The following is a 23,937-nucleotide window of genomic DNA, read 5'->3' as shown; positions in this document are numbered from 1 at the left end:
AATGAGCTAATTAGAAAGGTAGTTTTCGCTTAACATTTTTTTTTAAAAAAAAACATCAAGTCAGGAGCTTTTAGTGGCTTAGTCTCTTTAAGTAATCACTCAATAATACTTAATCAGTTTGTAATTAAATTAAATCTTATGAAAAAAACGTTAGGACTTTTGTTTCTGATGATGCTGACAACATTGTTAGCAGCTCAAGATGTCACTGTAACTGGACGGGTGACATCTGAATCTACCGGGGAAGCCATTCCCGGGGTCAGTATAATGGTGGTTGGAACTACCATTGGTACTATTACCGATATTGATGGTAATTATTCTTTATCTACTCAAATGGGAGAAACCTTAAGGTTTTCTTTTATTGGGTACAATAATGAAGAGGTGACTGTTACCTCAAGCACTATTAATGTGCTAATGACCGATGCCTGGACTGATCTTGATGAAGTTGTTGTAATTGGTTATGGCGTTCAGAAAAGGGCGTTAGTTACCGGCGCTAATGTTAATGTACAAGGAGATCGCATCTCTGAAATGAACACAACAACAGCAATGGAAGCTTTGCAGGGAGTCGCTGCAGGTGTAAGTGTAACTCGTAATAGCGGAGCTCCTGGAGCAGGGACACGCGTTACTATCCGGGGCTTAGGAACAATTGGTAATTCCAGTCCTCTTTATATTGTTGATGGAGTAGCTGTGGGAAATATTGATTATCTGAATGCATCAGATATTGAATCCATCGATGTTTTAAAGGATGCTGCTTCCGCAGCGATTTATGGGTCTCGGGCAGCTAACGGGGTAATACTTGTAACCACAAAACGAGGAGTGAGGGGAGCTCAACCCCGTGTTACTTACGAAGGATATTATGGGGTACAGAATATTTACAAAAACTTAACTCCATTGAATGCTCAGGAGTATATGTTTATTATGAACGAAGGGCGCACAAACGATGGACTAGCTCCCTATGACTGGGAAACCAGAATAAGAAATAACAGTTACTTAAATGCCAACTTCCCGGACCAATTGGGCTCTCAGTTAGGAGACTATGTATGGAATAAACTTCAAGACGGATGGGAAGGTACGAACTGGATCCATGAAATGTCAAAGGACAACGCACCTGTACAAAGTCATGCTATCAACATCACCGGAGCCAGTAATGACGTAACTTATTCATTAGGTTTTTCCTATTTCGACCAGACTGGTATTTTAGGAGGAGATATTACTGATGCTGGCTATAAAAGAATTACAGCCAGAATGAACACCGAAATGATTATTTTTAAAAATGACAGACACAATGTTCTGACAGTTGGCGAGAATTTTACCTATACCAATACCGAGAATAGAAGTGTTGCAACCGGAAATATTTACTGGAATGATCTTCACAATGCACTCGTTACGAACCCTTTGATGCCTGCATATTGGGATCAGTCTCCACATTCTAAAGGCTTTACTCCTACGCTTGAAGGTGTTGCGTTAGGCCAACACAACCCTCTTGCGGTCATGTACCATCGCCACAACTATAATTGGGGCAAAGGAAATAATATTACCGGAAATGTATATGCTATCCTTGAACCGATAGAAGATTTACGGATACGTTCCTCATTTGGAGTCAATGCATGGTTTGGTCATAGCCGATCATGGGCGCCAACATATCGACTAGCTACACAGTATAGTAATACCAATGATGCTGCTACTCAGGAGATGTATCAGGGAGTCAATTACACTTGGACTAATACAGTTAATTATGATTTTGCAATTGATGATCATCGCATTGGTTTATTAGTTGGGTCAGAAGTTTTAGAAAATAAATTAAATTTTAATGTAGGAGGAACCAAGGCCAAAACCATTTTTGGTTTACCTCAATATGCTTATCTGGATAATGTAGTTGCGGAGACTATTAGCGACATAGGCACTTGGGGGCGCGATTGGGCAGCACAAGGTGGCGGTCTGTTATCCTATATGGCAAGAGCTTCATATAACTACCAGGAAAGGTATATGCTAGATATGACTTTCCGTGCAGATGGATCTTCAAACTTTGCAAGAGGCAACCGTTGGGGATATTTCCCTTCTGTTTCTGCTGGTTGGAATTTTACTGAGGAAAACTTTTTTGATGGGTTAGGATTTATGGATTTTGGTAAATTAAGAGCGAGTTGGGGGCAGAATGGAAACCAAAGCATCCCAAATTTTATTTACAGTTCCAATATTGCATATCGCCCACAAGGATATTACTTTGGTCCTGATAAACTGGTTTCATCACCAACAGCTGTTCCTGAAAATGTTCCAAACCCGGATGTAACCTGGGAAACTTCCGAGCAGTTAAATATCGGACTTGATGGACACTTTTTGCGTATGCGATTAGCCCTAACCTTTGACTGGTATAAAAAAACTACGAAAGATTGGTTAGTTAGAGCTCCGATACAGGGAACCTCAGGTGCCGGAGCACCATTTATAAATGGTGGAGACATTGAAAATAAGGGATTTGAGATTTCTCTTGGATGGAATGACCGTATTGGGGAATTTAGATATGGGGCTATGGTTAGCGGAGCCTATAATAAGAATGAAGTTACCCGGCTTGCAAATGCTGAAGGCATAATTACCGGACCACCACATGTTTTATCGCAGGGAACCTCTTATATTTCAAGAGTAGAAGTCGGTAAGCCAATTGGTTTTTTCTATGGATTCCAAACAGATGGAATTCTTCAGAATCAGGATGAAGTAGACGCTTATGTAGGCCCCGATGGTCGTCCATATTTCGAGGATCAGCGTCCCGGTGATGTTCGTTTCGTTGACCAGAATGGAGATGGTGTAATTGATGAGAATGACAGAGTCATGCTGGGTAATCCAAATCCCGATTTTGAGTTGGGAATCAGACTGAATGCTGAGTTCAAAGGATTCTTTGCCAATACGACATTAACTGGAAAGTTTGGGATGCAAGTTATGCAGTCCTACAGATCCTTTGCAGATCAATTTACCCAAAACTACACCACTGACATTTTTTCACGTTGGCATGGAGAGGGAACATCTACCAGAATTCCACGCTTAAGTTCATCATCGCATCGTAACACGAACTATATTTCAGATATTTATCTTCATGATGCTGACTATTTAAGAATAAATAACTTAACTGTTGGATATAGATTTGATCGCTTTTTAAGTAACGTAAATTGGATGGAAGCTGCATCCTTGTATTTTTCTTTTAATAACCTTTACACCTTTACAAAATATGATGGTATGGATCCGGAAATTGGTTTTGGCCATGATGCTGACTGGGCATCAGGTGTAGATTTAGGGCTATATCCATTGCCAAGAACCGTTATGGTTGGTGTAAACGTAACATTCTAATTCTAAACAAAAACAGTATGAAAAGAATAGCACATATAATGGTTACTGCCGGTTTGATCTTATTCGCCGGAAGCTGTAGCGAGGACTTTCTGGATACTAAGAACTTGTACCAGAAAAACCTGGAAAACTTTTATCAAACTCCTCAGGACATAACTGAAGCTATGGGAGGTGTTTATAATGCACTATACGTTAATGGAGTTCATAGTGAGGAGCATGTGGCTGCCAATTTGTTGAGCGATTATATGTTTGGCGGAGGTGGCCCGGATGATATATCGGCAAAAAATGTTGCAAATTTCGTTGATCCAAATGAAGATACATACAGAGATTTGTGGATTGAGACCTACAATGGCGTTTACCGTTCAAATGCCATTATAGAAGCCGCTTCTCAAGCCGATTATACACCCTTCTTTGATACAGAGCAGGAAGCAATTGATTTTCGTAATTCTGCAGTTGGAGAAGCATATTTTATGAGAGGTTTTATGATGTATAGAGCAGCTCGTTTTTTCGGTGGAATGCCATTAATCAATTCTTCTGAGACTCCACGAGATGTTCCAAGATCAAGTTTTACAGAAACTTTCAGCCAAATTGCATCAGATTTCAAAATGGCAGCAGAACTTATGCCGGCCATATCTGCAGATCAAATTGGTCTGAGAGATTATGGACATGCAAACCGATGGGTTGCAAAAGCCTATCTGGCAAGAACCTACTTGTTTTATACCGGATATATGACTAATATGGCAGGTAGTCCGACCGATGTGGTTCCTTTACCTGATGGTGGTACCCTAACCAGATCTGAAGTTGTTACCCATCTTGAGAACATTATGGCGAGCAGTGGATATGCTTTGGTATCAGACTTTAGAAATCTATGGCCATATTCACATGTAAATCAGAGTGCTGGTCAGGTGGTTTTACCTTGGGCAGAGGACGAAGGGTTAAATTGGGTTGGTCAGGATGGACACAATTCTGAAATAGGTACTGGGAATACAGAAGTGATGTTTGCTCTTCGATTTGCTTTTGGAAATTGGGATTGGGACAACGGACAGAAATACAATAACAGAGTCCCATTGTTTTTTGGAATTCGTGGTAATTCTCTGGTTCCTTTTGGTCAAGGTTGGGGATGGGGCACCGTTCATCCTGCATTTTTTAATAGTTGGGATGATGGGGATATCCGGAAGAAAGGTTCTATTCTTGAAGTAGGTGACGCTGCCCAGGCAACTGATGGTTATAGCTCCCCTGACAATGCTGATCATGAAACAGGATTGTTTAATAAGAAATATACAACGCTTCAACATGGCGGTGCTGATGGTGTTCAGGGAATGTTCTATTATGTTTATGGCTGGTCACATGGAGATGGAATGCAATTGTGGGCTGCACAGGATTTTTACTATCTACGGTATGCGGATGTTCTACTGATGCATTCAGAACTAACAGAGACTGCCGATGGAATCAATGCTGTCCGCCAAAGAGCAGGTTTAGATCCAGTCAGTTGGTCTACAGAGAATCTTAAAGCCGAGCGTAAATATGAATTTGCATTTGAAGGTTTACGTTGGTTTGATTTAGTTCGCTGGGGCGATGTTGAGAATTCATCAAATAATTACTATTCAGTTGTTGCTGAAGTTAGTAACGCCGGAGGAATTATCGTAAACCATAGTGTCACTTACCGTCCGGAGACTAAAGGCTTATTGCCTATACCTGAATCTGAAATCAGGCTTTCCAACGGCGTTTATGAACAAAACCCAGGGTGGTAATTTTTAGTCTAAACATAAAAACTATATAAAATGAATAGAATTAATATATATTGGCTGTTTATAGGAGCACTAATGTTGGTCTTTTCAGCATGTGACCCTATTGAAGACCGGGATGTATTGAAGAACAGCTTTAATCCGGATGCAATTGAACTGGAAGCAATTCAATCCACGCCTGGAGGGAATAAACTAACACTGAAAATGAACACTCCCGGAGTAGCAGGATATTGGGATTATGTCATTGACAAAAAGTTCTCTGACCGTGTTGAGGTAATTTATCCAATACCAGGGTTAAACACTTTCACATTTCATGTAACTACTGCATATATGACAGATGGTACACCTATGAATGTCGAGTATGTGTCCGCTTCTATTGATGTGCAAATAGACGTGCTGGATAATCCCTTACCTGCCGCGTATTATGCATTAGTAGGTGATGACTTGGAAGGTAAAACCTGGGTTTTTGATGGCGGTCCTGAACCGGAACAAGGGGGACTATGGTGGTATATGGTGTCTCCTGATAATTATCAAGAGGTATGGTGGAATGCTGGAGGCGAATGCTGTCCTCCATCCGATGCCGCAGGAAGAATGATATTTGATCTTGATGGCGGTGCAAACTATACCTATTATTCAGGTCCAAATGCGGATCCTATTACTGGAAGTTCGTTCGCTTTTAATAGTGATTTCACACAACTGCGCATCGTAGGAGATGCGAATATATTAGGTTCAGAAGGAAACCCCGGTGACAATCCGGTGTTTAATATTATTGAATTGAGTTCAGACAGAATGGTATTATTTGTGCCAAATGCAGCAGGAGGTACAGGTTGGGTTTGGGTTTTCCGTCCTGCATAGATTCTGGCTATTAACTAAGTAAATCATCTGAGAATATATCCACCTCTTGCTTTGTAGGAGGTGGATATTAGTTATTATTGATCTCTTATGTTTTTTGTATGGGGAAATATCAGTTAATGCAACTTAGGTTTAAGGTTGTTTTGTTATTCTGTTTGGTGTTGCTAAAACCGGGGTGCACAACCACCAGATCTTCATCTGACTGGCAATTGGTTTGGAGCGATGAGTTTAATTACCATGGCTTACCAGATCCATTGAAATGGAATTATGATACCATAGGAAATACCTATGGATGGGGTAATAAGGAACTTCAATATTATACCTATGCAGAGCCAAAGAATGTCTGGGTAGAGGGAGGTTTTCTGCATATTAAAGTTCAAAAGGAACGGATACATAGTTTTGATTATACTTCAGCCCGTCTGACCACTCGGCATAAAGGAGATTGGAAATACGGACGTGTGGAAGTTCGAGCCAAGCTACCAGGAGGCAGAGGCATATGGCCGGCAATCTGGATGTTACCAACAGACAGTGAATACGGAAGATGGCCAAATAGCGGCGAAATTGATATAGTTGAGCATGTGGGATTTATACCCGATTCTGTATTTGTTACTGTCCATACAGAGACGTTCAATCACATGATTAACACACAAAAAGGCACTTCTGTTTTTTTACCCCAAAGCGAGTATGAATTTCACATTTATGCAGTTGAGTGGTGCTCAGAAAAAATCGACTTTATTATTAATGACGAGTTAGTTTTTACTTTTAATAACAGTGGGCAAGGCTCTGCTGAATGGCCGTTTGATCAAAAATTTCATTTGTTGCTGAATGTTGCAGTAGGAGGAAACTGGGGAGGTCAGCAAGGCGTTGACGATTCCATTTTTCCTGCGGCCATGTTAATTGATTATGTAAGGGTTTATCGTTTTCGTAATTAGAATCTCTATCTTATAGTTGTTATCTTTTTGAATTATATTCAACCTATCAACCATCTCTTCTCAATGGGAGGCCGGAGCAAAATGGTCTTTTTTTATGCCATGGTACGATTATAATCGTACGGTCAATGTGAACGGTACAGCGTTTGCCGCAGAGGGGCATGAATTTGCTGATGCTGATTGGTGGAGAGATGCTTTTAGTAGAGATTATGTTTTAACCCGGGATCAAATGCCGGATTTAAAATAGTGGAGAATTTATCCGATGACTTTCAGAGTCATCGGATAAATTAATATGAATTAATTCTGTTGTTGAACATTTAAATTTAAAGGTTTTATCTCTTCTCCCCAGTAAATCGTGGTATGTGGGAATGGAATTTCGATGTTATTCAGATCAAACGCTTTCTTGAGGCGCTTACGGTATTCTCTTCCAATTCCCCATTGCTGGCCTGGTTTTGTCTTTATTCTTGCACGGATCACCAGCGCACTATCGCCAAACTCATTGAGGCCAGATACTTCCATGGGCTCTATGATATGTATTTTGAAAGCATCATCGTTATACAATTCATCCCCAACCTCTTTCATTACTCTCATTACGTTGTCAACATCCTCTTTGTATGCTACGCCAATATCAAAGGTCATGGCGGACCATTCTTTGGTCATGTTGGAGATGCTGTTAATTTTCCCGTTTTGGAAAATATGCACCACGCCGCTCACATCTCTCAGGGTTATGGTGCGGAGTTCTAATCTTTCGACCAACCCCCCGGTACCATTTATTATGGCCACATCACCTCTTCTTATCTGATTATCCAGCAACATGAAAAAACCTGCGATGTAATCACGTACCAATTCTTGTGCACCAAAACCAATTGCCAGACCTAAAATTCCTGCACTGGCCAGAATAGGACCTATATTTACGCTAAACGAACTCAAAAGCATCATTATTACCACCATATAAAGCACAATCTTTAAAAATGCATGAATAATGGAGGTGAGCGTAGTTATTCTTTTATGAGCCTCAACCGTATCAACATGCTCATCTTCTTCGGCACGCTTATACAGAATTTTTCGAAACTGCGCTTTTGAAAATCTAAGAATTTTCAAAAAAATTGCAAATGCCAGTAAAATAATAACTATTCCGGGTAATTCAGAAATAACCCAGTTTGAAAGGCTCCTTATCATGTTTTCCCAGAATTCTGTTGAAAAATATTCTGTCATAATTTTTATGGTTTAAGTTTATTTTCCGATCATTTTTGATGGGTCTACCCATTTGTCAAATTCTTCCTCTGCGAGATAACCCAGAGCTAAAGCTGCTTCTTTCAGTGTGGTGTTTTCGTTGTGCGCTTTTTTTGCAATTTCGGCCGCTTTATAATATCCAATATGTGGATTAAGCGCCGTCACCAACATCAGAGAGTTATCCAAATGCATTTTTATTCGTTCGTGGTTGGGTTTAATCCCAATTGCGCAATTGTTGTTGAACGATACACAAGCATCTCCTAAAAGTTGAGCCGATTGTAGAAAGTTATAGATGATAACCGGTTTGAAGACATTCAATTGAAGATGTCCGTTTGATCCCGATATGGAAATGGTTACATCGTTTCCCATTATCTGAGCGCAAACCATTGTTAGCGCTTCCGCCTGAGTAGGATTTACCTTCCCGGGCATGATGGATGATCCGGGTTCGTTCTCGGGAATAAGAATTTCACCAAGTCCCGATCGCGGACCTGAAGCAAGGAGCCTTATGTCATTTGCAATTTTCATCAGGCTTACTGCCAGTTGCTTTAGTGCTCCATGACTTTCAACCAAAGCATCCTGTGAGGCAAGAGCTTCAAATTTGTTGGGAGCCGTTTTGAAACTGAATCCGGTAAACTCTGAAATAAGTCTGGCAACCAGCTCATCGTAACCTTTTGGTGCATTCAGGCCTGTGCCAACAGCAGTTCCTCCCAGCGCAAGCTCTGAAAGGTGATCCAGCGTGCGTTCCAGGGAATTAATTCCATATTTTAGTTGGGCTGCAAATGCCGAGAACTCCTGCCCCAGAGTCAATGGTGTTGCATCCATTAAGTGGGTACGGCCGGTTTTAACCACATCATCTAGTTCTCCGGCCTTAGTCTCAAGCGTATTCTGTAAAAGTTTAATACCTGGTAATGTAACCTCATTCAGAATTTTTATGGCAGCAATATGCATCGCTGTCGGGAAAGTATCATTTGAGGATTGTGATTTGTTAACATCATCGTTGGGATGTATAAAGTTGTTGTCTCCTCCCGGTTCACCTCCTCTGATTTGCTCTGCCCGGTTTGAAATGACTTCATTGCAGTTCATGTTGGTTTGTGTGCCACTGCCTGTTTGCCAAACGACCAATGGAAATTGGTCGTTTAGCTTTCCGTTGATGATCTCATCACAGACTACGGAGATCAATTCCTTTTTTTCTTCCGAAAGTAATCCCAGTTTATAGTTTGCATGCGCCGATGCTTTTTTCAGATACCCAAAAGCCTTTATTATCTCGATAGGCATTGAAGCTGGAGAGCCAATAGGAAAGTTCATTATGGAGCGTTGCGTTTGAGCACCCCATAATTTATCTATGGGAACTTTCACTTCTCCCATGGTATCCTTTTCTATTCGAAATGCCATTTCTGTTATTTTATACGAGTTCTGTAAGTAATTTAGGTACAAGAAGATGAAATCTAGTAAAATCCCTCAAAGGGGAACAGAAGAGCCATACGGGCATCTATCTATTTCTTTCTCAGAGAACCCATTGATGCTATATTTTTCATTGCATCTACGATAGAAATTCGTTAAACTTTTTTATGCTCTTGATTTACAACCACATACAAACATGTTTTTAAGTTTCGTAATGTATTTAAAATCAAGTACATTCTTTTATCTAATAATCTAACGATCTATTGTATGAGTAACTGCTATCGTAAGGTTACTTAATCAACAATTCGCACTTCGGTGGTTACCGGAATCACTTGTTTATAAAGTGCTGATACGCCACAATATTTCTCTTCGGATAATTGTACGGCTCGTTCAAGTTTCTCAACCGGAAGGTCTTTCCCTTTAAACTCGTAAATCACCTTCATGGATTGGTATGTTTTGGGATGATCTTCGGAAAGATCTCCTTCAACTTTTATCTCCAAACCTTCCAGATCTACTCTCATTTTTTTCATCATCGAAACAACATCCATTCCGGTACATCCGGCTAATGCCAAAAGCATTAGCGGCTTGGGGCGAATACCCTTGTCTTCTCCCCCAACTTCCTTGGCTGCATCCAATGTAATTTTATGACCAAACATTTCGCTTTCGAATGCCATGTTGCCTTGCCATTTGATTTTTACCTCGTTCATCATATATCTATATATTTAATTTATTTGGTGTATGGTGCAAATTTAATCTTTCTTTTTATCTTTGCTCCATACAAAGTTATAAACATTTGGTTCGATGATTTTGTTGAATAAGTCATACACGACAGCAATTGTGTTTTAACTTTTTTCATAAACGAAGTAAATCTCCGTTTAAAATAATCATTGTGCTGGTTTTTTTATGCTTTTGTTGCTGACTTATCATGCCATATCCTTATAATCTATATGCCTGAATGGAAGAATAGTCGGAAAAGGTTAAGAGATACTATTTATTAAGCAATTTAATTCAATCATTGATGAAACGCGAACATCAAGTTAAGGAATTTGAACGACCAGATCTAAAAAAATATGAGATTTTTAATGGTCTGAGTGAAGAACAAGTTCAGGAGGCTATAACAAGTATGCAGTGCTCAGCCTATAAGCGCGGAGCAATCGTTTACAATGAAGGTAGCAGGATAAACGGCAGTTACATCGTAAACAGCGGAATATTAAAAATCTACAAAACAGGGTTCGATGGTAAAGAACAGATCATCAGGTTTGCCCGTTCAGGTGATTTGATTGCTTTCCGTTCGGTCATTAGTGATGAGTTGGCTTGCACCACCGCGGAAGTTATACAGGATGCCACATTATGCTATATTCCGGGAGAAACATTAACCGGTTTGATTAAGGTTAATCCGGAGTTTGCCATGGATTTGATGAAGTTGACATGTCGCGAGTTGGGAGAAGCCAACAAATATCTTACTGATATAGCTCAAAAGACAGTAAGAGAGAGGCTTGCAGAGGTACTCCTATTGTTGATGGATACTTTTGAACTTGACGATGACTACACGCTCCAGATTTCATTAACGCGTGAGGAACTGGCTAATATGGTTGGAACAGCAACCGAATCTGTGATTCGGTTATTGTCTGAGTTTAAAGCTGATAAACTGATTGAGATTCAAGGCAGACGAATAAAACTTTTAGACATCCCCAAACTCATAAAAATTGGGAATGTCTATGTTTAAGTTTTAGAATAACATGATTTCCAGTGGAGGAATTGGCAAGTCTTTGGTTCCTCTGGAACTTCCTTTGTAAAGAGGAGACTCATTTGGAATCACTTCAACTCTAACGGCATTTAATGCTGTTAACAAGGCAGCTCCTGTTGGAGTAAATAATTCGACCTCAATAGGCCCTGCTGTTACCGGGATCTGGTTAGTTTCAATCATAACACTTGTGGCAGGTGCAGGCACTTTTAATGTGCCATGCGAAAAGCTGACAGACCCTCCGCCATAGGCTACCGGTGCTGACAGACTAGCATTAACAGGAGCTTTTAGCAGTTGTAATCCTGTAACAGCTCCCATGATGTCAATTAATATATCCTGTGCTTCATGCAACCAGGCCTCCGGCTCATTATTTTCATGGTGATGATGGTGATGACCTTGCTCATGGTCGTGATGATGATGAAAATGATGGTGATCCATATCGAAGTCATGCGTTTCGTGCGCAATTTTCTCTGCCTGAATCAGAGCCTTTAGTACTTTAAATCCAAATTCCCTGTATTGTGGTTCAATTTTGAAGTCTTCGAAAAGATGCTCCAAAAGATGTATGGCTTTATGTGATGATAAATGACCATGATGGTGTTCTACTTCAATCAACATTCGTGAACTGCCATCTGCAGTACGCAGATGGCGCACCGAAGCTCTTCCTATTTTTTCTGCGGCCGCCTTCATGTTTGAGGTTACGATTTTTTCATCAGCACCGGCACTTATGAGTGCTGCTGAAAACATATCACCGGCAAATCCTCCGGAGGCATTAATAAATAACTGCATAATAAGTATTGTTTTATCTGTTCTTTGCTATAAGTCCGGCCACCACAGCAGCTCTTAATCCTCCGTCAATGTTAACCACAGTCAGGTTGGGTGCACACGAAGCCAGCATGGATGTAAGAGCAGCTTCCTTAGCCCTGAAACCATATCCAACTGAAGTAGGAACTCCAATAACAGGCAGCGGAACCAATGATGCGACAAACGGAGCTAAAGCACCTTCCATTCCGGCAACAACAATCACTGCCGCCACATCGTTTTCTATTCCTGTCTTCACTGCATCCAAAACCCTGGTGGGGTGAGCGATTCCTCTGTCTTCAAAGACGATGGTTTTAACACCTATGCAGCGCAATGTGAGAGCGCATTCTGCAAGAACCGGATGATCGGCTGCTCCGGCACTGATGATTAGAACCGCTCCCCTTGAAGGGGGAGCCTCCCCTATCATCAGAAGATTGGGAGTTTCTTCAATGACGTATTCTGCTTCAAAATGAGCTGCAATTTCCCGATTGTGGGGACTTCGCGACACTAAAACACGTGGATGTCTTTCCAAAAGAGCTCTGGCAATCTCCACGCTCTGCGAAGCCGATTTATATTCGCCGTATATAACTTCCGGAATGTTGATGCGAGATCCCCTGTTAACATCGGCAATATAGTTACGTGCAGTTTGTATCCAATCAAGGGTAAAATGCCTTTGAGCTTCCTGCCTGTTTAGTTCTCCCGATGCTATTTTATCATACAATTCATCGAATGTCATAGTGATATCATTTGATTTTTATTATTAAAACTATGGACCATAATCAATATGGGTCATCATTTAATTACTGGTTCAATTCTACAAATGTGGTAATTTTTTTCATTTTCCGTTGTACTTTTCATGTAATTCATTCATAGTTTGATTGTTTGTTTCTATCGCGACCATGTGACTTCTTTGTCTAAATTTTCAACCAGTTCGTAAGTTGAATTAGTTCGTTCGTCAAATTCAGACAACTAAAACTCACACAATCAGTATGCTAATGCGGGTAAAAACTTGTCTAGCTAAACATCGTTCTTATGAAAAAAAATCTACTTTTAACCAAACCAAATCTGTTTTTTGTTTTATTTCTGTTGTTTATGCCTGTTGTTCTTTTCGGACAGCAGAACTATTCAAATTTCATGAATGCTTCTCAGGTTCTTGGTCAGCCTGATTTTGCAACAATTAATGATACTTATAATCAATCGTCGCTGCTGGGTGCAACCTATAGCGCTGTAAGTTCAAAGGGAGTTCTGGCAGTTGCTTTGCAACAAGGCTGTGGGGTATTTATATGGAATTCATTCCCAACTACAAATGGGGCTCCTGCAGATGTGGTGATAGGAAATACCAATTTCACCACAATTACAGATGGAACTTCCGAAAGCATCATGAGTACATCGGATGGTGTTGCATTTAGTCCTGATGGAAACCGGCTGATTGTTTCCGATGCTGGAAACAACAGAGTATTGATTTGGAACTCCATTCCAACAACCAATGGTCAGGAAGCCGATGTCGTGATTGGTCAGCCCATTTTTACCAGCTCCGCAGAAGGTACAGGGCGACGGTCACTTAATAGACCCACGGGTTTGTTTGTAACCACAGATGGTAGATTAATTGTGACAGACCACAACAATAACCGCGTATTGATTTGGAACGCCATCCCTTATGAAAATAACATCCCGGCCGATGTGGTCATTGGTCAGAATGATTTCAATTCTTCCGGTTCCGGAACAGGTTTAAATCAGTTAAATGGACCTTATGGGGTATGGGTAGCACCAGATGGAAAATTGGTGGTTAGTGATCACTTCAATCATCGGGTACTGGTTTATAACACCATTCCTGAAACGAATGGCGCTTCAGCAGATGTGGTGGTTGGTGAAACGTCAACAGCCAGAACCCGAATTAATAGATTACGTAATCCTTCAGGGGTTTCATTATCACCCGACGGAAAGCTATTTATTAGTGATTGGGGAAATCACAGGGTGCTAATTTTTAACGAAATCCCAACTACCAATGGTGCAAATGCCGACATGGTATTAGGTCAACCTGATTTTACTGCAAGAACCCAGTTTAATCCCGCAGGAAGTGTGGATGCCAGAAACATGAATTATCCCTATAATGTTGCCAACGATATTAACGGCAGGCTCTTTCTTTCCGGACGATATATGCATCGTTTGATGATTTTTGGTGACGCTCCAACTGAAGAAACAGATGTTGCGATTACAATTTCAGGTGTAACAGAATCGGTTTGTGAGGGCGGACAAGTATCGTTTACAGTAACTCTTACAAATCATGGAGAAATTGAAGCAACCGGAATTATCGCAACCGCTGCTCTACCCCATTCGTTCAACTATGAGTATCATGAAGCAGATGCAGGAACTTACAATCATTTATCAGGCTATTGGAATGTAAAAGCAATGGCACCCGGTGAAAGTAAATCTCTTACAATTATCGGGAATGTTCCGGCTGCATCACCGGGTAATTTAACGGCCTATGCTAATCTAATTGCACTTAACCAGCTGGATTATAACTATTCCAACAACTCAGATAACACATCCTTTGAGATAAGCATCGGGGACGTCCCACAAGGAGGTAATCTAAATGGCCCAACCGAGGTTTTTGTTAACCAAACTGTTACTTATTCATTGGAAGGTGTTGAGAACGCAGTTGATTATATATGGGATATTAAAGGTGCCGCATCTGTCAGCGGATCCGGAAACTCAAGAGATGTAACATTTGGTACTAGTCCGGTAACAATTAAGGTTTTTGCAGTAAGTGAATCCTGTACCGGAAATGTATTTGTTCTTTCAGGTTTCAATATCACTGAAGACTCAACTCCTCCTGTTCCAAACATTGTGGAGTTACCGGATATTAACTCGGAATGCTCTGTTTTTGAGTTGACTGCTCCAACGGCTACAGACGATTATGCCGGAACCATTACCGGAACCCACGATGCAGAGCTGCCAATTACCGCACAGGGGACAAAAGTCATTACCTGGACTTACGATGACGGGCATGGGAACACCAGCACGCAGCAACAGAACGTTGTGATAGAAGATGTCACCGCTCCTGTTCCTGATGTGGCTGAACTGCCGGACATAACTGCCGAGTGCATGGTGACAGAATTAACTGCACCAACTGCTACCGATAACTGCGCCGGAACCATTACCGGAACCCACAATGCCGAATTGCCAATTACCGCACAAGGCACAACAGTCATTACCTGGACTTACGATGACGGGCATGGGAACACCAGCACGCAGCAACAGAACGTTGTGATAGAAGATGTCACCGCTCCTGTTCCTGATGTGGCTGAACTGCCTGACATAACTGCCGAGTGCATGGTGACAGAATTAACTGCACCAACTGCTACCGATAACTGCGCCGGAACCATTACCGGAACCCACGATGCAGAATTGCCAATTACCGCACAGGGGACAAAAGTCATTACCTGGACTTACGATGATGGCAATGGAAACATCAGTACGCAACAACAGAACGTTGTGATAGAAGATGTCACCGCTCCTGTTCCTGATGTGACTGAACTGCCGGACATAACTGCCGAGTGCATGGTTACAGAATTAACTGCTCCAACTGCCACCGATAACTGCGCCGGAACCATTGTCGGTACCCACGATGCAGAACTGCCAATTACCGCACAGGGGACAACAGTCATTACCTGGACTTACGATGATGGGCATGGGAACACCAGCACGCAGCAACAGAACGTTGTGATAGAAGATGTAACTGCGCCGGATATCAGTCAATGCCCAGAAAACATCGTTGCAGTAGCAAATACTGCAGGGTGTAGCGCGATTGTTTATTGGAATGAGCCAGACGCAATCGATAACTGCACAGATAATCTTACGGTCAGTCGTTCGCATGTACCAGGAGATATTTTCCCACTCGGTGATACCGAAGTCGTATACACATTTACAGATCAGGCAGGGAATAAAGCAACCTGTAGCTTTATGGTTACCGTGGTTAGTGATCTGCAAATATCCCCCGAGAAAGAGATGGTGCTATGTTATGGGAATCCATCCGGAAGCATCTCATTAACGATCAGTGGAGGAAATGGAAGCTATTCATTTAATTGGAATGATGGGGAATGGGATGAAAGTGAATGGACTGGATTGTTTTCTGGCACATACCAGGTTGAAGTTACAGATGGATATGGTTGCTTAAAAAATAGTTCTTTTGCAATTTCAGAGCCACTTCCTATAAATACAGATGTGCAACTTGAAGGGAATGTTTTGAAAGCACTAAATATAAATGCCGATGGATACAGATGGTTTAACTGTAATTTCCCGGAGATTCCTGTTGCAAACTCCGAAGAAATAGAGTTTGTTGCTTTGCAATATGGAGAATATGCTGTTGAAATAACAGTAGGCAATTGTACCGCAGTATCTGATTGCATTTCCTATTTTTCAACATTCGCCGGAGAGCAAATAGTTGGCAGCATGCAACTGATACCCAATCCGTCTAACGGAGTAGCCACTCTATCGACTGACAGTAGTAGAGAGATTATTTCGATTCAGATATACAGCCAGTCAGGATCTTTAGTTCGTGAATACCGCGGGCTGTCAGAAAGTTTGGTTGAAATTGACATATCTGATCAATCAGGAGGAGTATATATTATCGAGGTGCTCTATTCTGATGACAGAGAAGTCATTAAAATGATTATCAGATAAACTGAATATTAATTGTATTTCTCAAAGATTGCAGGCGTAAAGATTAACATCTTTACGCCTGTTGCTTTTCGCCTTGTTTTTCAATGCATTATATGATCATAAAAGTGGTAATTGCATCCTTAAAAAGGTTATATTTTTGGAAATTCCAATTATTTAATCAAAATTTGGGCGTTATTATTCAAATAGTTCGAACAGAAAATTTATTTCTATGGAGGCGAACGGGTATCTATCGATGGTTGAAAAAGCCATTGTTGAAAATGCTGATTCGATAGCATTTAGTGATTTTAAAGGCGAAGATTATACTTTTCGTCAGGTAGGGAAAGCCATCTTTAGACTTCATGTTGTGTTTAAAGAGTTGGGAGTAAAAAAAGGTGATAAAATTGCTCTTATTGGCCGGAATATGTCAAATTGGGGCATTTGTTATCTGGCCACTGTTACATACGGTGCTGTTACCGTACCTATTTTGCCGGATTTTCACTCCAACGACATACATCACATCATTAATCACTCTGAATCGGTGCTTTTGTTATCGTCCGATTTAATGTTTGATAAGATAGATGAAGGACAAATTCCAGATGTTAAAGGCATTATTTCCGTTAATAGTTATGAGCCACTGGTTGATCCAAAAGGGAAAGTGAAAAAGGCGCTGACCAAGGCTGATGAAAAAACCGGAAACGGCAAATTTGATGTAACCCGGTTAAAGTTTCCGAAAATGGGCAGCGAAGAGGTCATGGTGCTCTCATATACATCCGGAACATCGGGATTTTCAAAAGGAGTTCTGCTTCCACACCGCAGCATTTGGTCTAACGTTAAATATGCCAGCGATACATTTGATTTGGTTGCAGGTGATAGAATTGTCTCTTTTCTGCCAATGGCGCATGCTTACGGCTGTTTGTTCGAGTTTTTATGGCCTTTTATTACAGGCTGTCACATAACATTTTTAACACGAACTCCATCTCCTCAAATTATTACCGAAGCATTCAGGGAGGTTAAGCCGCACTTGATTTTGTCGGTGCCCCTAATTCTTGAAAAGATATTTAAGCGCCGAATTATGCCAAAGCTCGAGAAACCTGGTTTAAAGGCGCTTCTAAAAGTTCCGGTCTTGAATAAGCTGGTTTACAACAAGGTACGAAGCACCTTGTTTGAGGTTTTTGGTGGTGAATTTAAAGAAATGGTTGTTGGTGGCGCTGCACTTAACCGTGACGTAGAGATGTTCCTTAAAAAAATCAATTTCCCCATCACAGTGGGTTACGGAATGACCGAATGTGGCCCCCTTATCAGTTATGCTCCGTGGGATAAAACAGAAACATTCAGTGCCGGGAGCATTGTTGACAGGATGCAGGTACGCATCGACAGTGAAGATCCATACAACGTGGTTGGAGAAATTCAGGTAAAAGGGGATAACACTCTGCTTGGATACTACAAAAACGAGAAAGCAACACGTGATATTTTTACCGATGACGGGTGGATTCATACGGGCGATTTGGGTGTAATAGACGAGAACGATTTCATTTTTATCCGTGGGCGGAGTAAAAATATGATCCTTGGAGCATCGGGACAAAACATATATCCCGAGGAGATTGAAGCAGTGATTGGAAGCAAGGATCTGGTTCAGGAATGTTTGGTAAGGGAGAGTGACGGAAAAATTGAAGCTCTCATATACCCCGATTACGAAGTGTGTGATTTATCAAACTGTAGTTCTGAAGAAATAGAAACGGTGATGCAAAAACTTAGGGCAGAAGTTAACAGGGAACTTCCACCATATATGGCTATATCCAGGATGATTATTTTTCCTGAGGAGTTTGAAAAAACTCCAAAGAAAAGCATTAAGCGATATAAGTATGTGAAATAAGGGCATGGAACAACAGAGAATATAAAGAATCAAAATAGAGCCTATTGCAACCTGAATTTTACCCCCAGGGTAATAAAATTAAAAGAGGTTGAATTGAAGTAATTCTGGTAATTGTATCCCAAAAATGGGGATAAACGGAAACGCCCCAGATTGGTGAGATAAAAGTCCCCTTCAATGGAAAACACCTCTCTGTATCTGGGGCCAAAGTTCGACTTGTTGCTCCATTTATATTGTCCCTGTAAATTAATATTTCCGCCGGTAAAAGTTTTTTCAAACCCAAAACTCTGATCAAAATATGTATACTCAGGATCAGTAAAATAGCTGAATCCAATCCCGTAATCGAATTTAATTGAGCGAATTGGAATCCGAATAATTAAAACCTGCCAGTCAATTATTGACATACCTCCGGTAATATCATTTACATATAACCAATTAAATTCCGTTGCAAAAAGCCCCCGATTTCCTCTTATCCCGGGGTTTATCATATACGCATTTGATCTGAAGTCGATTCCGGCTTTTGTTGTGGCTTGAAGTGAAACCAATTCCGGTCGATAGAGTCTTTGATAAACCGTATTGCGTTGAGCATCTGCCACAACATATGCCAATTCACCCACACCACGAAACAAAAAAGCCATCATTTCGAACCAAACTAAGTTATCATCATCAGATTGATAGCTAGATCGGGAAGAGGAGGGTTTTGCATTACCCCAACTGCTACTTCGTGAAGACGAACGATCTTTTGAGACGTTCTCACGAACATCACGAACCTGAGCCATGTTTGGTAAAATTGATATGGCAAGAAATACCAATAGAAGGATTACTTTTCGATTGTATTGTATATTTGAAACTTCACGTTTCAAATTCCCATGATTGGGTTTACCCAAAGCATTCTTTTTATAAAAGCATAGTTTTGACATAGGAATAAGGTTTTTCTCCTTTTTAACAAAATATATGCCATGAAGAAATTATGCAATGTTTTATTTCGGAAAAAAAACGAGGTCACATTTGCAAAGAGATGGGAAAACCTTAATTTTATTCTGTCGCCAGAATGAACGACAGAGTTAATTTACAAGTTTATTCAGAATAAATGAAGATACACTTTATTGCCATAGGTGGAAGCGCCATGCACAATCTGGCCATTGCCTTAAAAGAAAACGGAGCCGAAGTAAGCGGTTCCGATGATGAAATATTTGAACCCAGTAAAACAAGACTTAAAAAGCATGGCCTTTTGCCGGAGACAGAAGGCTGGCATCCGGAAAAAATAACAAAAAATCTAAATGCCATCATATTGGGAATGCATGCAAGAAAGGACAACCCCGAACTTCAGGCCGCCGTTGAGCAGGGAATTAAAGTGTATTCATATCCGGAATTTTTATATGAGCAGAGCAAGAACAAAACCCGCGTTGTAATTGCCGGAAGCCATGGAAAAACCACCGTTACATCCATGGTAATGCATGCTCTGAAAGTTAACAATGTAGATTTTGATTACATGGTAGGTGCTCAATTAGAGGGATTTGATACCATGGTTAAAATCTCGAAAACCGCCAAAATCGCAATATTTGAAGGAGATGAGTATTTGTCATCTCCCATTGATTTACGTCCGAAATTTTTATGGTATAAGCCTGACATTGCACTAATTACAGGAGTTGCCTGGGACCACATCAATGTGTTCCCAACCATTGAAGAATACAATAAACAGTTTGAACTGTTTATTGACTCCGTTCGCAACGAAGGCTATCTGACATGGTTCGAAAACGATCCTGTTTTGGCCAATCTCATCAAAAATAAAGACAGAAATATATCAATAGAACCATATCAATCCCTTGAATCTATTGCAAAAAACAGATCCACAATCATACGCTATAACAACAAAGATTATCCTGTGCCTGTTTTTGGAAAACATAACATGGAAAACATGGCCGGGGCACTCAACATATGTCTTCAGCTTGGATTAACTGCTGATGATTTTCTAACAGCAATGAGATCATTTAAAGGTGCAGCAAGAAGGCTGCAGCAACTGGCAGAGACCTCATCAGGAGTTGTTTTTTACGATTTCGCTCATGCCCCGTCCAAGGTAAAGGCTACTGTTGAAGCAGTTAAGGAGAGATTTCCGGAGAGAAATCTTGTTACAATACTGGAGTTACACACATTCAGCAGTCTGAATAAGGAGTTTCTTCCTCAATACAAAGATACATTACAATTGGCTGATGAGCCAATTGTATTTTACAATCCAGATGTTCTATCACACAAAAAGCTTGCAACCATTACTCCAAAAGAGGTAGCAAATGCTTTTGGCATTGATGAAAAAAACATCATAACCACCGCCGATCAGTTAGAAACATACATTTCAAAAACCTCATTGAACAATTCAAATTTATTAATCATGACATCCGGAAATTTAGGAGGGATTGATTTAAAAAACATGGTTGACAAACTAGTCATGAACCACTAAATTTGCATACTGATTTTATCTAAAACATTCATTTTCAGAAATCAGAAACGAATAACATTGAAACGGTTCCGGTATCTGTAACTATTGCTCTGTTTAACCGTCACATCTATATAAACCTGAAATGTTTAAAAACCCATGTTATGAGAAAAAAATGTACCCTTCTGATCTTCCTGATACTTTGTTTAACTACATTAAAAGGACAGGTCCTGATAGACTCGGTTAAAGAGAGTTTTGAGAATGTAACCCAACTTAATGTTAAAGGCGCCTTTTGTAAAGTTGATATTTTGGCCGGTACAGATAACGTTGTTGAGTTTGAAGGACAAATTCGTGCTGTGAGAAGACACGAGGATATCAAAATCAGATATGAACAAAAAGGGAATGTTCTTTCGGTTTGGATTGATAAACCCGATAATTTGCCTGCTCAAACTAAAGGCTTTCTGGCTTTTACCGTTCCATCATCAATAAAACTGCAGGTTGAAACCATTTCTGGCAACATTGTCACAAAAGATGCAGGAACATCAACCGTAGAACTAAAGTCCTTATCCGGAGCGATCAGTGCTGAAAACATCAATGGAAATTTAAGAGTTTCTACCGTTTCCGGAGGTATTAATGCCGCCAGAATTATCGGGAATGTTGAATCGAAAACCTTGAGTGGCTCCACGTCCATTGAAGAGGTGCAAGGTGAACTCAATGTAAACTCTGTTTCAGGCAAAGTAAAGGCTTCATCTGTTTTAAATGGCGTGATTGTCAAAAACACATCAGGTTCGGTAACGGCAGATCAGGTTATTGGATCCATAGATGTAAAGACCGTTTCGGGAGCCATTAATCTCCAATCCATAAGGGGAGACATTAATGCAACGAGTAGTTCTGGCTCCATAAGTCTGGATGGTGTGGTGGGCGGTCTTTACCTGAAGAGTGTTTCAGGAAGAATAAGCGGAAATGATCTGGTACTTACTTCAAATAGTCAGTTTCACAACACATCGGGAAACATTGATTTAACGCTCGGAACCGATCTGAATATGCTCAGTTTTAATTTAACAACAACATCGGGGAGTTTAACCGTTGGCAACACCCGCGCTACCCGCAATTTGGTAGTTGGCGACGGAGAAATAGTGGTAACATCCAGAACTACTTCAGGAAATCAAAGATTCAGATAAAAAAAAAAGGCTGTCCAAAAAGTAAATTTAAATTTTCCTTATCTTTCAAATCGTAAATTACACGTTAATAATTCACCCCTAAATCCCCCAAGGGGGACTTTAAGCCTCCCACTTGGGGGAGGTTTGGAGGGGTGAAAGCAAGGTTGTTTTACAAATTGTAAGTAATGAATATTATTAACAGACTTTTAAGACAGTCTCCTTTCTATATTCTCGCTTTACTTCGTTGGAAACGCAAAATGGAAATGTGGGCCAAAACGCTCAAAAGCGGCCTTGTCCAGCATTTCTCGGTGATCAGGATGAGCAACAGAAATAATGGCTTTAGCTCTGTTTTGCAGACTCATACCATATAAGTTAACTGCTCCGTATTCTGTTACCAACCAATGCATATTGGCTCGCGTGGTAACAACACCTGCTCCTTCCATCAAAGTGGGGGTTATTTTAGAAACTCCTTTTGAAGTTACCGAAGGCATTGCAATAATTGGTTTTCCACCTTCTGAATGACCTGCACCGCGGATAAAGTCAATTTGACCACCTACTCCGGAATAATGGGTGGTTCCGATACTATCGGCACAAACCTGTCCGGTTAAATCTACTGATAAGGCAGAGTTGATGGCCGTAACTTTTTTGTTTTTACGAATAACGTGAATTCCATTGGTGTGCGAAACATCCATCATGGCAACCATGGGGTTGTCATCCACAAAATCGTAAAGATTTTGTGATCCCATAAGGAAAGAGGCAACAATTTTACCTTTGTCAATCTGCTTTTTCTTACAGTTTACCACACCACTTTCTATAAGCGGAAGCAAACCGTCAGAGAACATCTCGGTATGAATACCCAAATCCTTATGGCTTCCTAATTCGGCCAAAACAGCGTTTGGAATACCACCAATTCCCATCTGAAGACAAGCTCCGTCCTCAACCAATTCGGCTACATTACGGCCAATGGCTTTTTCAATATCCGAAAGCGGTGCATTGTTATGGATGTATAGTGGCTCATCATGCTCTACAAAATAATCAATATCGCGAATGCTAAGCATGGCATCACCCCATGCGCGAGGTACATGTTTATTTACCTGAGCAATTACGGTGTCAGCATTTTCTATGGCAGCCAAAGTTGCATCAACAGATGTTCCCAATGAAACAAATCCGTGCTTATCGGGAGGAGATACCTGCACCATGGCAACATTTACATGAAGGTAACCCTGACGGATCAATTTTTGAGTTTCACTCAAAAACACGGGAATGTAATCTGCATACCCCTGCTGAGTAACCTTGCGAACATTGGCTCCAACAAAGAAAGATTCCAGCTGGAAAACTCCTTCCAGCGCCTGATCGGCATAAGGCGCAGGTCCTTCGGTGTGGATGTGTTGAACCTTCACATCATAAAACTCCTTTTTTCGTCCCCTCTCAACCATGGCCTTAATTAGGGCATGTGGAGTAACTGCAACACTACTCAGGTGAACTCTGTCACCTGACTTAATGACTTTTACTGCCTCTTCGGCTGTAACTGGCTTGTAACGCATCTGATAAACAGTTTTATATTAATACTTTCAAATTATTCTTTGCTCAGTCCCCTGCCTGCCAATCTTGTTTGTAGCAGGAATCCTCATTAAACTGGTTGAGAAAATATTGGGGGGATGAAAAACGCTGCAAAAATATCATTTTTATCCAGATATAAAATCATTTAAAGCAATGCTTAATAGCACATTTTTTGTTTTTTTGAAAAAAACAAAACAAAAAGTGAACAATAGTGATACTTTTGCC

General features: G+C 40.7%; 17 protein-coding genes. 10 read left to right on the top strand and 7 right to left on the bottom strand.

Going from position 1 to position 23,937, the window contains the following annotated elements; genetic code table 11:
* Positions 1 to 138: 138 nt before the first annotated feature.
* From B5X70_RS00165 to B5X70_RS17995, 5 genes are all read left to right on the top strand, one after another.
* Complete coding sequence (locus B5X70_RS00165; RefSeq protein WP_079555835.1) at positions 139 to 3,330, top strand: SusC/RagA family TonB-linked outer membrane protein; 3,192 nt, start codon at positions 139 to 141, stop codon at positions 3,328 to 3,330.
* Positions 3,331 to 3,347: 17 nt separating this feature from the next.
* Positions 3,348 to 5,078, top strand: a complete 1,731-nt coding sequence (locus tag B5X70_RS00160) for a RagB/SusD family nutrient uptake outer membrane protein (RefSeq protein ID WP_079555834.1) — start codon at positions 3,348 to 3,350, stop codon at positions 5,076 to 5,078.
* A gap of 30 nt (positions 5,079 to 5,108) precedes the next feature.
* A complete protein-coding gene (locus tag B5X70_RS00155) occupies positions 5,109 to 5,927 on the top strand; it encodes a hypothetical protein (protein WP_079555833.1) in 819 nt (272 codons plus the stop codon).
* A gap of 116 nt (positions 5,928 to 6,043) precedes the next feature.
* Positions 6,044 to 6,856 carry a glycoside hydrolase family 16 protein gene (locus B5X70_RS00150; protein ID WP_079555832.1) on the top strand — a complete coding sequence of 271 codons (813 nt, stop codon included), beginning with the start codon at positions 6,044 to 6,046 and terminating at the stop codon, positions 6,854 to 6,856.
* A gap of 94 nt (positions 6,857 to 6,950) precedes the next feature.
* A complete protein-coding gene (locus B5X70_RS17995) occupies positions 6,951 to 7,100 on the top strand; it encodes a hypothetical protein (RefSeq protein ID WP_157666483.1) in 150 nt (49 codons plus the stop codon).
* 50 nt (positions 7,101 to 7,150) lie between these two features.
* Here B5X70_RS17995 and B5X70_RS00145 read toward each other — a convergent pair whose 3' ends face one another.
* The 3 genes from B5X70_RS00145 to B5X70_RS00135 all read right to left on the bottom strand — a co-directional run bounded on the left by B5X70_RS00145 (position 7,151) and on the right by B5X70_RS00135 (position 10,197).
* A complete protein-coding gene (locus B5X70_RS00145) occupies positions 7,151 to 8,068 on the bottom strand; it encodes a mechanosensitive ion channel family protein (protein ID WP_079555831.1) in 918 nt (305 codons plus the stop codon).
* Positions 8,069 to 8,086: 18 nt separating this feature from the next.
* Complete coding sequence (fumC, locus tag B5X70_RS00140) at positions 8,087 to 9,478, bottom strand: class II fumarate hydratase (protein ID WP_079555830.1); 1,392 nt, start codon at positions 9,476 to 9,478, stop codon at positions 8,087 to 8,089.
* Between the two features lie 302 nt (positions 9,479 to 9,780).
* A complete protein-coding gene (locus tag B5X70_RS00135; RefSeq protein WP_079555829.1) occupies positions 9,781 to 10,197 on the bottom strand; it encodes an OsmC family protein in 417 nt (138 codons plus the stop codon).
* 308 nt (positions 10,198 to 10,505) lie between these two features.
* Between B5X70_RS00135 and B5X70_RS00130 the strand changes: the two genes are divergently transcribed.
* A complete protein-coding gene (locus B5X70_RS00130; RefSeq protein ID WP_079555828.1) occupies positions 10,506 to 11,213 on the top strand; it encodes a Crp/Fnr family transcriptional regulator in 708 nt (235 codons plus the stop codon).
* A 3-nt stretch (positions 11,214 to 11,216) separates the two neighbouring features.
* On the opposite strand, the gene larC is transcribed toward B5X70_RS00130, so the two are convergent.
* Together larC and larB are read right to left on the bottom strand one after the other, a co-directional pair.
* Entirely contained in the window at positions 11,217 to 12,017 is an 801-nt protein-coding gene (larC, locus tag B5X70_RS00125) for a nickel insertion protein (protein ID WP_079555827.1), read from the bottom strand.
* A 13-nt stretch (positions 12,018 to 12,030) separates the two neighbouring features.
* Positions 12,031 to 12,765: a nickel pincer cofactor biosynthesis protein LarB gene (gene larB, locus B5X70_RS00120; protein ID WP_079555826.1), complete on the bottom strand. Its 735-nt coding sequence runs from the start codon at positions 12,763 to 12,765 to the stop codon at positions 12,031 to 12,033.
* Positions 12,766 to 13,061: 296 nt separating this feature from the next.
* Here larB and B5X70_RS00115 point away from each other — a divergent pair, with 296 nt between their 5' ends.
* Together B5X70_RS00115 and B5X70_RS00110 are read left to right on the top strand one after the other, a co-directional pair.
* On the top strand, positions 13,062 to 16,712 hold the full coding sequence (locus B5X70_RS00115; RefSeq protein WP_079555825.1) for an HYR-like domain-containing protein: 3,651 nt from the start codon (positions 13,062 to 13,064) through the stop codon (positions 16,710 to 16,712).
* A 208-nt stretch (positions 16,713 to 16,920) separates the two neighbouring features.
* Positions 16,921 to 18,564 carry an AMP-binding protein gene (locus B5X70_RS00110; protein ID WP_079555824.1) on the top strand — a complete coding sequence of 548 codons (1,644 nt, stop codon included), beginning with the start codon at positions 16,921 to 16,923 and terminating at the stop codon, positions 18,562 to 18,564.
* Positions 18,565 to 18,605: 41 nt separating this feature from the next.
* Here the strand turns inward: B5X70_RS00110 and B5X70_RS00105 are convergent, their stop codons facing one another.
* Positions 18,606 to 19,481 (bottom strand): hypothetical protein, encoded by an 876-nt coding sequence (locus B5X70_RS00105; RefSeq protein WP_079555823.1) that lies wholly within the window; start codon positions 19,479 to 19,481, stop codon positions 18,606 to 18,608.
* Positions 19,482 to 19,651: 170 nt separating this feature from the next.
* Here B5X70_RS00105 and B5X70_RS00100 point away from each other — a divergent pair, with 170 nt between their 5' ends.
* Complete coding sequence (locus tag B5X70_RS00100) at positions 19,652 to 21,016, top strand: UDP-N-acetylmuramate--L-alanine ligase (protein WP_079555822.1); 1,365 nt, start codon at positions 19,652 to 19,654, stop codon at positions 21,014 to 21,016.
* 140 nt (positions 21,017 to 21,156) lie between these two features.
* Complete coding sequence (locus B5X70_RS00095) at positions 21,157 to 22,173, top strand: DUF4097 family beta strand repeat-containing protein (RefSeq protein ID WP_079555821.1); 1,017 nt, start codon at positions 21,157 to 21,159, stop codon at positions 22,171 to 22,173.
* A 215-nt stretch (positions 22,174 to 22,388) separates the two neighbouring features.
* Here the strand turns inward: B5X70_RS00095 and B5X70_RS00090 are convergent, their stop codons facing one another.
* Entirely contained in the window at positions 22,389 to 23,696 is a 1,308-nt protein-coding gene (locus B5X70_RS00090) for an acetyl-CoA hydrolase/transferase family protein (protein WP_079555820.1), read from the bottom strand.
* Positions 23,697 to 23,937 lie beyond the last annotated feature (241 nt).

It is taken from the genome of Alkalitalea saponilacus (assembly GCF_900168165.1).
Lineage (GTDB): Bacteria > Bacteroidota > Bacteroidia > Bacteroidales > Marinilabiliaceae > Natronoflexus > Natronoflexus saponilacus.
This window is presented reverse-complemented; position numbering and strand designations above follow the sequence as displayed.